The organism is Streptococcus oralis (assembly GCF_001578945.1).
Taxonomy (GTDB): Bacteria; Bacillota; Bacilli; order Lactobacillales; family Streptococcaceae; genus Streptococcus; species Streptococcus oralis_Q.
Genome location: NZ_KQ969550.1, coordinates 221,745 through 238,177, shown reverse-complemented (window position 1 = coordinate 238,177; position 16,433 = coordinate 221,745). Strand labels below are relative to the sequence as shown.

11 protein-coding genes are annotated in these 16,433 nt (G+C 44.1%); all 11 read left to right on the top strand.

Annotation, left to right across the window (positions count from 1 at the left end):
- Nucleotides 1-3 precede the first annotated feature (3 nt).
- Nucleotides 4-807 carry a phosphatidate cytidylyltransferase gene (locus SORDD16_RS01130; RefSeq protein WP_061452025.1) on the top strand — a complete coding sequence of 268 codons (804 nt, stop codon included), beginning with the start codon at nucleotides 4-6 and terminating at the stop codon, nucleotides 805-807.
- A gap of 15 nt (nucleotides 808-822) precedes the next feature.
- Nucleotides 823-2,079 (top strand): RIP metalloprotease RseP, encoded by a 1,257-nt coding sequence (gene rseP, locus SORDD16_RS01125; RefSeq protein WP_061452024.1) that lies wholly within the window; start codon nucleotides 823-825, stop codon nucleotides 2,077-2,079.
- Between the two features lie 16 nt (nucleotides 2,080-2,095).
- Complete coding sequence (locus SORDD16_RS01120; RefSeq protein WP_061452023.1) at nucleotides 2,096-3,949, top strand: proline--tRNA ligase; 1,854 nt, start codon at nucleotides 2,096-2,098, stop codon at nucleotides 3,947-3,949.
- Between the two features lie 97 nt (nucleotides 3,950-4,046).
- Nucleotides 4,047-5,426 (top strand): glycoside hydrolase family 1 protein, encoded by a 1,380-nt coding sequence (locus SORDD16_RS01115; RefSeq protein ID WP_061452022.1) that lies wholly within the window; start codon nucleotides 4,047-4,049, stop codon nucleotides 5,424-5,426.
- Between the two features lie 179 nt (nucleotides 5,427-5,605).
- Nucleotides 5,606-9,997 carry a PolC-type DNA polymerase III gene (locus tag SORDD16_RS01110; protein ID WP_061452021.1) on the top strand — a complete coding sequence of 1,464 codons (4,392 nt, stop codon included), beginning with the start codon at nucleotides 5,606-5,608 and terminating at the stop codon, nucleotides 9,995-9,997.
- Between the two features lie 19 nt (nucleotides 9,998-10,016).
- Nucleotides 10,017-10,169: a hypothetical protein gene (locus tag SORDD16_RS11270; RefSeq protein ID WP_049477769.1), complete on the top strand. Its 153-nt coding sequence runs from the start codon at nucleotides 10,017-10,019 to the stop codon at nucleotides 10,167-10,169.
- Nucleotides 10,170-10,190: 21 nt separating this feature from the next.
- A complete protein-coding gene (locus SORDD16_RS01100) occupies nucleotides 10,191-11,432 on the top strand; it encodes an aminopeptidase (RefSeq protein WP_061452020.1) in 1,242 nt (413 codons plus the stop codon).
- Nucleotides 11,433-11,441: 9 nt separating this feature from the next.
- Entirely contained in the window at nucleotides 11,442-11,672 is a 231-nt protein-coding gene (locus SORDD16_RS01095; RefSeq protein WP_061452019.1) for a GlsB/YeaQ/YmgE family stress response membrane protein, read from the top strand.
- Between the two features lie 178 nt (nucleotides 11,673-11,850).
- Nucleotides 11,851-12,573 (top strand): pseudouridine synthase, encoded by a 723-nt coding sequence (locus tag SORDD16_RS01090; protein ID WP_061452018.1) that lies wholly within the window; start codon nucleotides 11,851-11,853, stop codon nucleotides 12,571-12,573.
- A 110-nt stretch (nucleotides 12,574-12,683) separates the two neighbouring features.
- Nucleotides 12,684-14,018, top strand: coding sequence for an aminopeptidase C (pepC, locus tag SORDD16_RS01080; RefSeq protein WP_061452016.1), 1,335 nt, complete (start codon nucleotides 12,684-12,686; stop codon nucleotides 14,016-14,018).
- 165 nt (nucleotides 14,019-14,183) lie between these two features.
- Complete coding sequence (locus tag SORDD16_RS01075; protein WP_061452015.1) at nucleotides 14,184-16,412, top strand: HAD-IC family P-type ATPase; 2,229 nt, start codon at nucleotides 14,184-14,186, stop codon at nucleotides 16,410-16,412.
- Nucleotides 16,413-16,433 lie beyond the last annotated feature (21 nt).

The window sequence follows — 16,433 nt, the reverse complement described above, 5'->3', positions numbered from 1 at the left end:
GATATGACCAAAGATTTACAAAAGAGAACATTGTTTGCGGTATTGGCCCTGTCTATTTTCCTTCCAGTCCTGTTTGTGGGTGGACTCTTGTTGCAGATAGGGATTGGTTTGTTAGCCATGCTGGGCGTCCATGAACTCTTGCAGATGAAGGGACTAAACACTATGACCATTGAGGGGGCTTTGACTCTCTTTGCGACCTTTGCCCTCACAATCCCTTTAGAAAATTATCTAACTTTCTTGCCTGTTGATGGAAATGTGGTTGCCTACAGCGTCTTGATTACGATTATGCTAGGGACGACTGTTTTCAGTAAAAGCTATACGATTGAGGATGCTGCCTTTCCGATTGCTGTGAGTTTTTATGTAGGCTTTGGTTTTAATGCCTTACTAGATGCTCGTATAGCTGGATTTGATAAAGTTCTCCTTGCCCTCTTTATCGTTTGGGCGACAGATAGTGCAGCTTACCTGGCGGGAATGAATTTTGGCAAGCATAAGTTGGCTCCGAGAGTTTCTCCTAATAAGAGTATTGAGGGGTTTGTCGGGGGCATTCTAGGTGCGGTACTGATAACAGTGATTTTCATGTTAGTGGACAGCACAGTTGCTCTCCCTTATGGAATTTATAGAATGAGTCTCTTTGCTGCCTTCTTCAGTGTGGCAGGTCAGTTTGGTGACTTGATTGAGAGTGCTATGAAACGCCATTTCGGTGTCAAGGATTCTGGAAAATTTATCCCTGGACATGGTGGTGTATTGGATCGCTTTGACAGCATGCTGATTGTGTTTCCAATGATGCACTTATTTGGCCTGTTTTAAAGAAAGGAATATTGAATGATTGGATTGCTAACCTTTATCCTCGTTTTTGGGATTATCGTGGTGGTGCATGAGTTTGGACATTTTTATTTTGCCAAGAAATCAGGCATTCTAGTTCGTGAATTTGCCATTGGTATGGGGCCCAAGATTTTTTCCCATATCGGTAAGGATGGCACTGCTTATACCATTCGAATCCTTCCTCTAGGAGGCTATGTTCGTATGGCTGGCTGGGGTGATGATGCGACAGAAATCAAGACAGGAACTCCAGTCAGTTTAACACTTGCTGATGATGGTAAGGTCAAACGGATCAACCTCTCAGGGAAGAAACTGGATCAAACGGCTCTTCCTATGCAGGTAACCCAGTTTGATTTTGAAGACAAGCTCTTTATCAAGGGGTTGGTCCTGGAAGAAGAAAAGTCTTTTACAGTGCATCATGATGCAACGGTTGTTGAAGAAGACGGAACTGAAGTGCGCATCGCTCCTTTGGATGTACAGTATCAAAATGCTTCTATCTGGGGCAAGCTCATCACCAACTTTGCAGGTCCTATGAATAACTTTATCTTAGGTGTTATTGTTTTTTGGATCTTGATCTTTTTGCAGGGCGGTGTTAGAGATACTCAAACCAATCTCTTTCACGTCATGCCTGAGGGAGCTTTGGCTAAGGTGGGTGTAGCTGAGACAGCTCAAATTACCAAGGTCGGCTCGCATGAGGTTAAGAATTGGCAAGACTTGACCCAGGCTGTGGAAGCAGATACCAAGGACAAGACAGCCCCGACCTTAGATGTGACCATTTCTGAAAATGGTAGCGAAAAACAAGTCACGGTGACTCCAGAAGAGAATCAAGGACGTTATATTCTCGGGGTTCAACCGGGGGTCAAGTCAGACCTTCTATCCATGTTTGTTGGTGGATTTACAACCGCTGCTGACTCAGGGCTCCGTATCCTTTCGGCTCTGAAAAACTTGATTTTCCATCCAGATTTGAACAAACTCGGTGGTCCCGTTGCTATTTTTAAGGCAAGTAGCGATGCTGCTAAAAATGGAATTGAGAATGTCCTCTACTTCCTAGCTATGATTTCCATCAATATCGGGATTTTTAACCTTATTCCGATTCCAGCACTGGATGGTGGTAAGATTGTGCTCAATATCCTAGAGGCTATTCGCCGCAAACCATTGAAACAAGAAATTGAAACCTATGTCACCTTGGCAGGAGTGGTCATCATGGTTGTCTTGATGATTGCTGTGACCTGGAATGACATTATGCGACTCTTCTTTTAGATAATCGAGGAATATTATGAAACAAAGTAAAATGCTAATCCCAACGCTTCGCGAAATGCCAAGCGATGCCCAAGTTATCAGCCACGCTCTCATGTTGCGTGCTGGTTATGTTCGTCAAGTTTCTGCCGGTGTTTACTCTTACCTGCCACTTGCTAACCGTGTGATTGAAAAGGCTAAAAATATCATGCGCCAAGAGTTTGATAAGATTGGTGCGGTGGAGATGTTGGCTCCTGCCCTTCTCAGTGCCGATCTTTGGCGTGAATCAGGCCGTTATGAAACCTATGGTGAAGACCTATATAAACTGAAAAACCGTGAAAAGTCAGACTTTATCCTAGGTCCGACACACGAAGAAACTTTTACAGCTATTGTTCGTGACTCTGTCAAGTCTTACAAGCAATTGCCACTCAACCTTTACCAAATCCAACCGAAATACCGTGATGAAAAACGCCCACGTAACGGCCTTCTCCGTACGCGTGAATTTATCATGAAAGACGGATATAGTTTTCATGCTAATTACGATAGTTTGGATGTGACTTATGACGAGTACAAGGCGGCCTACGAACGTATTTTCACTCGTAGTGGCTTGGATTTCAAGGCCATCATCGGTGACGGTGGCGCTATGGGTGGCAAGGATAGCCAAGAATTTATGGCCATTACACCAGCCCGTACAGACCTCGACCGCTGGGTTGTCTTGGACAAATCTGTTGCCTCATTTGATGAGATTCCTGCAGAAGTGCAAGAAGAAATCAAGGCAGAATTGCTCAAATGGATGGTTTCTGGTGAAGACACCATTGCCTACTCAAGTGAGTCTAGCTATGCAGCTAACTTAGAAATGGCAACAAACGAGTACAAACCAAGTAACCGTGTCGTTGCGGAAGAAGAAGTGACTCGAGTGGAAACTCCAGGTGTTAAATCCATCGATGAAGTGGCAGCCTTCCTCAACGTGCCAGAAGAGCAAACAATCAAAACCCTCTTTTACATGGCAGATGGAGAACTTGTTGCTGCCCTTCTAGTTGGAAATGACCAACTTAACGAAGTCAAGTTGAAAAACCACTTGGGTGCAGATTTCTTTGACGTTGCTAGCGAAGAAGAAGTGGCAAGTGTCATCCCAGCAGGCTTTGGTTCTCTTGGTCCAGTTGGTTTGCCAGAAAATGTGAAAATCATTGCAGACCGTAAGGTACAAGATGTTCGTAATGCAGTTGTGGGGGCTAACGAAGATGGCTACCACTTGACGGGTGTGAACCTAGGTCGTGATTTTACTGCAGAATACGTGGATATCCGCGAAGTTCGTGAGGGTGAAATTTCACCAGACGGACAAGGTGTCCTAAACTTTGCCCGTGGTATCGAGATCGGTCACATCTTTAAACTCGGAACTCGTTATTCAGCAAGTATGGGCGCAGATGTTTTGGATGAAAATGGCCGTGCTGTGCCAATCATCATGGGATGTTACGGTATTGGTGTTAGCCGTCTTCTCTCAGCAGTTATGGAACAACACGCTCGCCTCTTTGTCAACAAAACGCCTAAAGGTGAATACCGTTATGCTTGGGGAGTTAACTTCCCTAAAGAATTGGCACCATTTGATGTGCACTTGATTACTGTCAATGTCAAAGATGAAGAAGCGCAAGCCTTGACAGAGAAACTTGAAGCAAGCTTGATGGGAGCTGGTTACGAAGTCTTGACAGACGACCGTAACGAACGTGTCGGAGTGAAGTTTAGCGATAGCGACTTGATTGGCTTGCCGATTCGTATCACTGTTGGGAAGAAAGCAGCCGATGGCATCGTAGAAGTTAAGATTAAGGCGACTGGTGACACCATCGAAGTTCATGCAGACAACTTGCTTGAAACGCTTGAAATCCTCGGCAAGAAATAAAACTATAATCAGAAGAAAAACAAGGCAAAAATGGTACTAGTTTTTACCTTGTTTTTTCTATATAATGGGGAAAATGAGTAAATGAAGAGGTAAAGCTATGCTAAAATTTCCAAAGGATTTTGTTTGGGGTTCCTCCACTTCTGGACCACAGACAGAAGGACGAGTGCCAGGTGATGGTAAAGGAGATAATCTCTGGGATTATTGGTATCAGGTGGAACCCAATCGCTACTACAATGGGATTGGACCTGACAAAACATCAACTTTCTATGAAAACTGGGAAAAGGATATTGAGCTTTTGGTAGAGACTGGGCATACAGCCTTTCGAACTTCTATCCAGTGGTCTCGTATTTTCCCGCAAGGTCGTGGAGAGGTCAATCCTCAAGGGGTGGCTTTCTACCGTCAGGTCTTTGAAGCTATTAAGGCCAAGGGGATTCGTCTCTTAGTCAATCTCTATCACTTCGACCTGCCTTTTGCCCTCCAAGAAGACGGCGATGGTTGGGAAAATAAGGCAACTGTCAAGGCTTATGAAGACTATGCTCGTTTTTGTTTTGAAACTTACGGTGACTTGGTGGACCAATGGATTACATTCAATGAACCCATCGTTCCTGTGGAGTTCGGCTATTTCTACGATGCCCACTATCCTCACAAGGTAGATGCCAAAGCAGCGGTTAAGGTTGCCTATCATACGCAACTGGCTAGTAGTCTTGCGGTTAAGGCCTGTCATGAGATTTTGCCTGATTCCAAGATTGGGATTGTTCTTAACTTAACGCCTGCTTATCCACGTAGCCAGCATCCTGCGGATGTCAAGGCTGCGCGCATTGCAGATCTTGTTCAAGCTCAATCTTTCCTAGATCCGTCTGTCTTGGGAGCTTATCCACAGGAGTTGGTAGAGATTTTAGCTGAGCATGATTTGCTACCAGAGTACACTGTTGAAGAGTTAGAACTCATTCGCGAGAATACAGTTGATTTTCTTGGGGTCAACTACTACCAACCTTTGCGTGTCATGGCGCCGCGTTTTGCTAAACATCCTGATAGCCCGCTTTTGCCAGAGCATTTCTACGAACCTTACGTCATGCCGGGCCGTAAAATTAATCCTCACCGCGGTTGGGAAATCTACGAGCAGGGGATTTATGATATCGCTCAAAATATCAAGGAAAATTATGGTAATATCGAGTGGATGTTGACAGAGAATGGCATGGGGGTTGAAGGGGAAGACAAGTTCCGTGAGAATGGCATGATTCAAGACGACTATCGTATCGACTTTGTCAAAGGGCATCTTCGTGAACTCCACCGTGCTATTGAAGACGGAGCCAATTGTAAGGGCTACTTGATTTGGACCTTTATCGACTGCTGGTCATGGCTCAATAGCTATAAAAACCGCTATGGTCTAGTTGAGCTTGACTTGGAAACACAAGAACGTCGCTTGAAAAAATCAGGCCACTGGTTCAAAGAGCTTAGCGACCATAATGGATTTTAAAAATAAAAAGAGTGAGATGGTGTTCATCTCACTTTTTAATATGTGACTACGAATCAGTATAGTTTTATCTACTACAAGTATGATAAAATCTTTCCATCTAAATCGTAAGGGAAATGGTACTGGCTATATATTTTCTTTAATTATGGTAAAATAGTAAGAGAATAATGTGAGGAAATTGAATGTCAAGTAAGTTTGAAATCTTAATGAATCAAATAGGAATCTCTGATCAGCTGAGACAGGATCCTGCTCTTGTTGATGCAAGTATTGAGCGTGTTATGGTTCATAAAATTAGTAAGGTTTGGGAATTTCATTTTGTATTTTCTAATATTTTACCGATTGAAATCTTTTTAGAGTTAAAGAAAGGGCTTAGTGAAGAATTTTCTAAGACAGGGAATCGAGCTGTTTTCGAAATCAAGGCTCTTTCTCAAGAATTCTCTAATGAACTCTTGCAGGCCTACTATAGAGAAGCTTTTTCTGAAGGTCCATGTGCTAGTCAAGGCTTTAAATCTCTTTATCAAAATCTGCAAGTTCGTGCGGAGGGAAATCATCTCTTTATTGAAGGTTCAGAGGCGATTGATAAGGAACACTTTAAGAAGAATCATCTTCCTAATCTAGCAAAACAACTCGAAAAGTTTGGTTTCCCAGCCTTTGTATGCCAGATAGAAAAGAATGATGCCCTTACACAAGAGCAGGAGAAAGCCTTCCATACGGAGAATGAACAAATTGTCCAGGCTGCCAATGAAGAGGCTTTGCGGGCTATGGAGCAACTGGAACAAATGTCTCCTCCTCCAGTAGAAGAGAAACCGGTCTTTGATTTTCAGGCTAAAAAAGCTGCGGCCAAGCCTAAACTAGATAAGGCTGAAGTTACCCAGATGATTGACGTGACAACTGAGGAAAATCGTCTTGTCTTTGAAGGGGTAGTCTTTGATGTCGAGCATAAAGTGACCAGAACAGGTCGCGTTTTGATCAACTTTAAGATGACGGACTATAGTTCAAGCTTCTCTATGCAAAAATGGGTTAAGAATGAAGAAGAAGCTCAGAAGTTTGACATTATTAAGAAGAATTCTTGGCTCCGAGTGCGTGGGAATGTGGAGATGAATAACTTCACACGCGATTTGACCATGAATGTCCAGGATGTGCAGGAAGTTGTTCACTATGAGCGGAAGGATTTGATGCCAGAAGATGAGCGTCGGGTTGAGTTTCATGCTCATACTAACATGTCGACCATGGATGCTCTACCAGAGGTAGAGGAGATCGTTGCGACAGCTGCTAAGTGGGGACACAAGGCGGTTGCCATCACGGACCATGGGAATGTTCAGTCCTTTCCACATGGCTACAAGGCAGCTAAGAAAGCAGGAATTCAGCTGATCTATGGAATGGAAGCCAATATCGTTGAAGACCGTGTTCCTATCGTTTACAACGAAGTGGAGATGGACTTGTCAGAAGCAACCTACGTGGTTTTTGACGTTGAAACGACGGGACTTTCAGCCATCTATAATGACTTGATTCAGGTTGCGGCTTCTAAGATGTATAAGGGAAATGTTATTGCTGAATTTGATGAATTTATCAATCCCGGGCATCCATTATCAGCCTTTACTACTGAGTTGACTGGTATTACAGATGATCATGTCAAAAATGCTAAACCACTGGAACAAGTTTTGCAAGAATTCCAAGAATTTTGCAAGGATACAGTATTAGTTGCCCACAATGCCACCTTTGACGTTGGCTTTATGAATGCCAACTATGAGCGTCATGGTTTGCCTAAGATTAGCCAGCCAGTTATTGATACGCTGGAGTTTGCTAGAAATCTCTATCCTGAGTATAAACGTCATGGTTTGGGGCCTTTGACCAAGCGTTTTGGTGTAGCACTTGAACACCACCACATGGCCAACTACGATGCGGAAGCTACTGGTCGTCTACTTTTCATCTTTATCAAAGAGGTAGCAGAAAAACATGGTGTGACCGACCTAGCTAGACTCAACATTGATTTGATTAGTCCAGACTCTTATAAAAAAGCTCGAATCAAGCATGCGACTATTTATGTTAAGGATCAAGTTGGTTTAAAAAATATTTTTAAGCTGGTTTCTTTGTCCAATACCAAGTACTTTGAAGGGGTACCACGGATTCCGAGAACGGTTCTAGATGCTCATCGGGAAGGTTTGATTTTGGGCTCAGCCTGTTCAGAAGGTGAAGTTTTTGACGCAGTCGTTTCCCAAGGTGTGGATGCGGCGGTTGAGGTGGCCAAGTATTATGACTTTATCGAGGTCATGCCACCAGCTATCTATGCACCATTGATTGCTAAAGAGCAGGTTAAGGATATGGAGGAGCTCCAGACCATTATCAAGAGTTTGATAGAGGTCGGGGACCGTCTTGGTAAGCCTGTATTGGCTACGGGAAATGTTCACTATATTGAACCGGAAGAAGAGATTTATCGCGAAATTATCGTCCGTAGTTTGGGCCAGGGGGCTATGATTAACCGAACCATCGGTCATGGTGAACATGCCCAACCAGCTCCTCTTCCGAAAGCTCATTTTCGAACAACCAATGAGATGTTGGATGAATTTGCCTTCTTGGGTGAGGAACTGGCTCGTAAACTGGTTATTGAAAACACCAATGCCTTGGCAGATATCTTTGAGCCTGTTGAGGTTGTTAAGGGTGACTTGTACACGCCTTTCATAGACAAGGCTGAAGAAACGGTCGCTGAATTGACCTATAAGAAAGCTTTTGAGATTTATGGAAATCCGCTGCCAGATATCGTTGATTTGCGGATTGAAAAAGAACTAACTTCTATTCTGGGGAATGGATTTGCCGTGATTTACCTGGCATCGCAGATGCTGGTACAACGTTCCAATGAACGGGGCTACTTAGTTGGTTCCCGTGGGTCTGTTGGTTCCAGTTTCGTTGCGACTATGATCGGGATCACAGAGGTTAATCCTCTCTCTCCTCATTATGTTTGTAGCCAGTGTCAGTACAGCGAGTTTATCACGGATGGTTCTTACGGTTCAGGGTTTGATATGCCCAATAAGGATTGTCCAAAGTGTGGTCACAAACTCAGCAAAAATGGGCAGGATATTCCGTTCGAGACCTTCCTAGGTTTTGATGGGGACAAGGTTCCCGATATTGACTTGAACTTCTCGGGAGAGGACCAGCCTAGCGCCCACTTGGATGTACGTGATATCTTTGGTGAGGAATATGCCTTCCGTGCAGGAACGGTTGGTACAGTTGCTGCCAAGACTGCCTATGGATTTGTAAAGGGCTACGAGAGAGACTATGGGAAGTTTTATCGCGATGCAGAGGTGGAACGCCTTGCTCAAGGTGCTGCTGGTGTCAAGCGGACTACAGGACAACACCCGGGAGGAATCGTAGTTATTCCTAACTACATGGATGTCTATGACTTTACGCCTGTTCAGTATCCAGCGGATGACGTGACGGCTGAATGGCAGACGACCCACTTTAACTTCCACGATATCGATGAGAACGTCCTCAAACTCGATGTGCTGGGGCATGATGATCCGACCATGATTCGGAAATTGCAGGACTTGTCTGGTATTGATCCTAATGAAATTCCTATGGATGATGAAGGCGTGATGGCCCTCTTTTCAGGGACTGATGTGTTAGGGGTAACACCTGAGCAAATCGGCACTCCGACGGGTATGCTGGGAATTCCAGAGTTTGGAACAAACTTTGTACGTGGGATGGTCGATGAAACGCATCCGACGACTTTTGCGGAGTTACTTCAGCTGTCTGGTCTGTCCCACGGTACCGATGTGTGGTTGGGAAATGCCCAGGATCTGATCAAGCAAGGGATTGCGGATCTATCAACCGTTATCGGTTGTCGGGACGACATCATGGTTTACCTCATGCATGCGGGTCTCGAACCTAAGATAGCCTTTACCATCATGGAACGGGTGCGTAAAGGTTTGTGGCTGAAGATTTCCGAAGAGGAGCGAAATGGCTATATCGAAGCCATGAAGGCCAACAAGGTGCCAGAGTGGTATATCGAGTCTTGTGGGAAAATCAAGTATATGTTCCCTAAAGCCCATGCGGCGGCCTACGTTATGATGGCCTTGCGTGTAGCCTACTTCAAGGTTCACCATCCCATTTATTATTACTGTGCTTACTTCTCTATCCGCGCCAAGGCCTTTGATATCAAGACCATGGGTGCGGGCTTGGATGCCATTAAGCGTAGAATGGAAGAAATCGCTGAAAAACGGAAGAATAATGAAGCCTCTAATGTGGAAATTGACCTCTATACAACTCTTGAGATTGTCAATGAAATGTGGGAACGTGGCTTTAAGTTTGGCAAGTTAGACCTCTATCGTAGTGATGCGACTGAATTCATCATTGATGGAGATACCCTCATCCCACCATTTGTAGCAATGGATGGTCTGGGAGAGAACGTTGCTAAGCAGTTGGTGCGTGCGCGTGAAGAGGGTGAATTCCTCTCTAAGACAGAACTACGCAAACGCGGTGGGCTTTCATCGACCTTGGTTGAGAAGATGGATGAAATGGGGATCCTCGGCAATATGCCAGAGGATAACCAGTTGAGTTTGTTTGATGAATTTTTCTAAAATATAGGAAGAGATTTTTATGAAACTTACCATTTCCGCTCAGGATAAGCCAGCGCAAAAGGTGTTTGATTACCAGCTGGATCTTGACCCTGATACGATTTTGAGAATGACCGCTTTGATTTGCGGCACGGTGGCAACGGTTAGCCTGTTGTCCTTGTTTAAAGAGAAATAACAAAAGAAAAGGAAAAACAAAATGGTTTTACCAAATTTTAAAGAAAATCTAGAAAAATATGCCAAATTGTTGGTTGCGAACGGAATCAACGTGCAACCTGGTCACACTTTGGCTCTCTCAATCGATGTGGAGCAACGTGAATTGGCGCATTTGATCGTGAAAGAAGCCTATGCACTCGGTGCACATGAAGTCATCGTCCAGTGGACAGATGATGTGATCAATCGTGAGAAATTCCTCCATGCACCGATGGATCGATTGGACAATGTGCCCGAATACAAGATTGCTGAGATGAACTATCTCCTTGAAAATAAAGCAAGTCGTCTCGGTGTCCGCTCTTCTGATCCAGGTGCCTTGAACGGAGTGGATGCTGACAAACTTTCAGCTTCTGCTAAAGCTATGGGAGTTGCGATGAAGCCAATGCGTATCGCAACGCAATCCAACAAGGTTAGCTGGACTGTAGCAGCTGCAGCTGGACTTGAGTGGGCTAAGAAAGTCTTTCCAAATGCTGCGAGCGATGAAGAAGCAGTCGATCTCCTTTGGGATCAAATCTTCAAAACTTGCCGTGTCTACGAAGAAGATCCTGTTAAGGCTTGGGAAGAACATGCAGCCATCCTCAAGAGCAAGGCAGATATGCTCAATAAGGAACAATTCTCAGCCCTTCACTACACAGCACCAGGAACAGATTTGACACTTGGCTTGCCTAAGAACCACGTTTGGGAATCAGCTGGTGCCATCAATGCACAGGGCGAAGGATTCTTGCCAAATATGCCAACAGAAGAAGTCTTTACGGCTCCTGACTTCCGTCGTGCAGATGGGTATGTAACCTCTACAAAACCACTTAGCTACAACGGAAATATCATCGAAGGCATTAAAGTAACCTTCAAGGATGGACAAATCGTTGACATTACTGCTGAAAAGGGTGATCAGGTTATGAAGGATCTTGTCTTTGAAAATGCGGGCGCTCGTGCCTTGGGTGAATGTGCCTTGGTACCAGATCCAAGTCCAATTTCACAGTCAGGCATTACCTTCTTCAACACCCTTTTCGATGAGAATGCTTCAAACCACTTGGCTATCGGTGCAGCCTATGCGACCAGCATTGTTGGTGGAGCAGAGATGAGCGAAGAAGAGCTTGAAGCTGCAGGGCTGAACCGTTCAGATGTTCACGTGGACTTTATGATTGGTTCTAGTCAAATGGATATCGATGGTATCCGTGAGGATGGAACACGCGTACCCCTCTTCCGTAATGGAGACTGGTCTATTTAAGGAGTTACAATGCTAGGAAGTATGTTTGTTGGTCTCCTAGTGGGACTCTTGGCAGGTGCTTTGACCAATCGTGGAGAACGTATGGGATGCTTTGGGAAGATGTTCCTCGGTTGGATTGGTGCCTTTCTGGGGCACCTGCTCTTTGGAACTTGGGGACCAATTTTAGCGGGAACAGCTGTTATTCCTGCTGTTTTGGGTGCTATGATTGTCTTAGCTATTTTCTGGAGACGAGGAAGTTAAGTTCCTAAATCTGATACTCAATGAAAATCAAAGAGCAAACTAGGAAACTAGCCGCAGGCTGTACTTGAGTACGGCAAGGCGACGTTGACGCGGTTTGAATTTGATTTTTGAAGAGTATGAAACGAAAAGGAGGTTGGTCATTGTACCAGCCTCCTTTTGAGTATGATATAATAGTTCTATGAGATTAGATAAATTTTTAGTAGCCTGCGCTGTAGGGAGTCGGACAAAAGTCAAAAACTTGCTCAAGGCTGGGCGCGTGATGGTAAATGGTAAAAAAGAAAAATCAGCTAAACTCCAGATCAATGAAGAAGGAGATGAGATTTGCTTTGATGGTCAAGTGCTAGAGTACGAGGAGTTTGTCTACTACATGATGAACAAGCCCCAAGGCGTTATTTCAGCGACTGAGGATTCTAAACACAGAACGGTGTTGGACTTGTTGGATGACTTAGCGCGGACCAAGGAAGTTTTCCCAGTAGGACGCTTGGATATCGATACGCATGGTCTCCTACTTTTGACCAATGACGGCAAACTAGCTCACGCTCTTCTTTCACCAAAACGTCATGTGGATAAGGCCTATCTGGCACATGTCGAGGGAATTATGACCCAAGAAGATGTGGAGACATTTGCCAAGGGCATTCCGCTCAAGGATTTTACTTGTCAGCCGGCTAGACTGGAACTTGTATCGGTAGATCCAGAAAAAAATCAAAGTTTGGTTCGTGTAACCATTGCAGAAGGGAAGTTCCACCAGGTCAAACGAATGGTGGCCTACTGTGGCAAGGAAGTGGTGGACCTACAACGTTTGACGATGGGAACTTTAGCCTTGGATGAGAACTTAGAACAAGGAGAATGGCGTCGCTTGACCAAGGAGGAGCTAGAGAATCTCCTTGCTAGTATTGCTTAGTTTGGATTATGTTAGAAAAGATGAGGAGAATGTCCTTGCCTTTTTAAGTTTTTCGGTTGCTTCCTTTGTGAAAAGAGTTATAATAGACAGTAGAATAAAAGGAGGAATCTATGAACGCGATTCAAGAATCATTTACAGATAAACTATTTGCCAACTATGAAGCAAATGTCAAATACCAAGCGATCGAAAATGCTGCTAGTCACAATGGAATTTTTGCAGCCCTAGAGCGTCGCCAGAGCCATGTAGACAACATACCTGTTTTCTCATTGGATTTGACCAAGGACAAGGTTACTAACCAGAAAGCGTCTGGTCGTTGCTGGATGTTTGCAGCTCTCAACACCTTCCGCCACAAACTCATCTCTCAATACAAACTGGAAAACTTTGAATTGTCACAAGCCCACACTTTCTTCTGGGACAAGTACGAGAAATCCAACTGGTTCTTGGAGCAAGTCATTGCGACTGCAGACCAAGAATTGACGAGCCGTAAGGTTAGCTTCCTACTCCAAACTCCACAACAAGACGGTGGACAGTGGGATATGGTCGTTGCCCTCTTTGAGAAATACGGTGTCGTTCCTAAGTCTGTTTATCCTGAGTCTGTTTCATCTAGCAGCAGCCGTGAGCTCAATGCAATCCTTAACAAATTGCTTCGTCAAGATGCTCAAATCTTGCGTGACTTGCTCGCTTCTGGTGCAGACCAAGCGACTGTTCAAGCTAAGAAAGAAGACCTCTTGCAAGAAATCTTTAACTTCCTTGCTATGTCACTAGGACTTCCACCACGTAAATTTGACTTTGCTTATCGCGATAAGGATGATAACTACCAAAGTGAAAAAGGAATCACACCACAGGAATTTTACAAGAAATATGTCAATCTTCCTCTAGAAGACTACGTTTCTGTTATCAATGCTCCAACTGCTGACAAGCCTTACGGCCAATCTTACACAGTTGAGATGTTGGGAAATGTGGTTGGCAGTCGTGCAGTTCGCTACATCAACGTTCCAATGGAACGCTTGAAAGAATTGGCGATTGCCCAAATGCAAACAGGAGAAACTGTTTGGTTTGGTTCAGATGTTGGCCAACTCAGCAATCGTAAAGCTGGGATCCTTGCGACAGATGTTTATGACTTTGAATCAAGCATGGATATTCAACTCACTCAAGACAAGGCTGGACGTTTGGACTACAGCGAAAGCTTGATGACCCACGCCATGGTCTTGACAGGTGTGGACTTGGACGAAAATGGCAAATCAATCAAGTGGAAGGTTGAAAACTCATGGGGAGATAAGGTCGGTACAGATGGTTACTTCGTTGCCTCAGACGCTTGGATGGACGAATACACTTACCAAATCGTTGTCCGTAAGGAATTGCTGACAGCAGAAGAACAAGCTGCTTATGAAGCAGAACCAATCGTGTTAGCACCATGGGATCCAATGGGAGCCTTGGCAGAATAAAGCATAAAGAAAAGAGGTTAGGGAAATCCTAGCTTCTTTTTTAAGTTCTTCTTAAAGTGGCGATAGATGATGTTTGCCAAGTGAGTTCTTCTTATTTTGAGTCTTTAAGTGACAGAGAAAAAGATATGTGTTACTATAGTAGTACAAAAGGATATTGGAGTAGAAATGAAGTATTTAAGCAGTCAAGACATCAAGGGTCGTCAACGAAACATCAGCGACATTAAACCCTATAAAACAACCAAGGAAATTGTCGTTTCAAATATCTTTACCTTCTTTAATGCTATGAACTTGGCTCTGGCAGTTCTGGTAGCCACAACCTTGCGATTTGAAAATATGCTCTTTTTAGGTGTGATTGCTATCAATACAGCCATTGGGATTTTCCAAGAAGTACGTTCAAAAAATGCCTTAGAAAAGCTGAGTTTGCTTGGTAAAAGTAAGTACAAAGTCAACCGAGATGGTCAAACGATTGAGATTGATCCAGAGGACATCGTTCTAGGGGAGTATCTGCATCTCAATCTGGGTGATCAGGTGCCTGTCGATGCAGAAGTCCTTGAAGGGAATATTGAAGTTGATGAGTCCTTGCTGACGGGTGAGAGTGATTCGGTCTTTAAAACAGTTGGTGACCAGCTGATGAGCGGAAGCAATGTCGTCAGCGGTACGTGTCTGGTTACGGCGACAGCTGTGGGTTCAGATAGCTATATTAACAAACTCGCAAAATCCAGCAAGGAATTCAAAAAATACCCTTCTCAACTGCGTGATTACATGGATAAGATTTTAAAAATCGTCTCGATCTTGCTGGTGCCAGTTGCCATTCTGCTCTATGTCAGAGGTTTTAGTCTAGGACGGTCTTATGTTGAAATTGTCTTGGGAAGTTCTGGTGCCTTGGTCGGCATGATTCCGGAGGGGTTGATTCTCCTTGTCAGTGTCTCCCTAGCAGTAGCGGCCATGAAGCTGGCCAAAAAGAAGGTTCTGGTGCAGGAGCTATACTGTGTAGAGACCTTGGCGCGTGTAGATGTTCTTTGTTTTGATAAGACAGGTACCATCACGACTGGCAATATGAAGGTCCAAGAAATGGATGCTAATGTGGCAGAGAAACTGTCTTCTTATCTGGCTTATTTCGAGGATGAAAATGCAACTTCGCGGGCTCTGAAGACTTACTTAACTTGTGAGAAGAAGTGGGAAGTTCAAGAAGTCGGTGCCTTTTCAAGCAAAAACAAGTATTCCTTTGTTCAAGTAAAAGAGGGTGGGACCTATTTCTTCGGAGCCTATGAGTTTCTAGGCTTTACCCAGCCAATGGATGCCTACTATGAGCATCTGAAACAGCAAGGTTTTCGAATTTTGTCACTTGCTCATAGCAAGGACCACATCACGAGTCCAGCCAATATGGAACTACTAGGGCACGTCGTTTTGTCGGATGAGATTAAGGACAATACCAAGGAAACCTTTGACTATTTCGAATCTCAAGGTGTTGAAGTGAAGATTATCAGTGGTGATAATCATGTGGCTGTATATGGGGTGGCTCGTAAGGCAGGTTTTAAGGAAGAAGCCCGTGCGATTGATATGACCAAGGTGAGCGATGATGGCTTTGAAAGAGTGGTCTTGGAACACGATATATTTGGACGCGTGACACCCGAACAGAAGCAAAAGATGGTATCTATTTTGCAAAAGGCTGGTAAGACAGTTGCCATGAGCGGTGACGGGGTCAATGATGTTCTGGCTCTCAAGAAAGCAGATATTAGTTTTGCTATGAAGGGGGCTACGAGTGCAGCCAAAAGTGTATCCAATATTGTTTTCCTGACAGATGATTTTGCAGTATTTTATGATATTTTGATGGAAGGACGCCGTGTCATCAATAACATTCAAAAGGTAGCCTCTCTCTTTCTAACAAAGACCTTCTTCTCCATCGTGTTTGCGATTTTAAGTGTGGTATTTGGTTTGGAATTTGCCTTTATCCCCATTCAGTTTACAATCATTTCAGCTATTACGATTGGGATTCCATCTTTCTTCCTAACTTTTGAGTCCAATAAAGAAAAGGTCAGCACACATTTTATGCGAGATATTTTGACCAATGCTGCGATTGGTGGTGGCATTCTGGTTGCTAGTGTACTCTTGACTAACTTCTTTATCACTGTCCCAGGTCAGGTCAAATTTATTTGCTTCCTCCTTGCTTTGATCAATGGTCTGTGCCTAGTTGTCAAGGTCAGTCTGCCATTTAATCGATACAAACTAGTCTTGCTCACGTTTTTGAGCCTTTCAGCCCTCGTTGGCGTACTTGCCAATACATTTATCCTGCGAGGAGCTTTTGTGCCTTTAGAAGCCAGCCGAGTCGTCTATGTAGCCATGCTAGCAGTGGTGATTGGAGGCTTGCATTATCTGACTAGAAGAAAAAGTTGATACACAAAAAGAATCAGGATT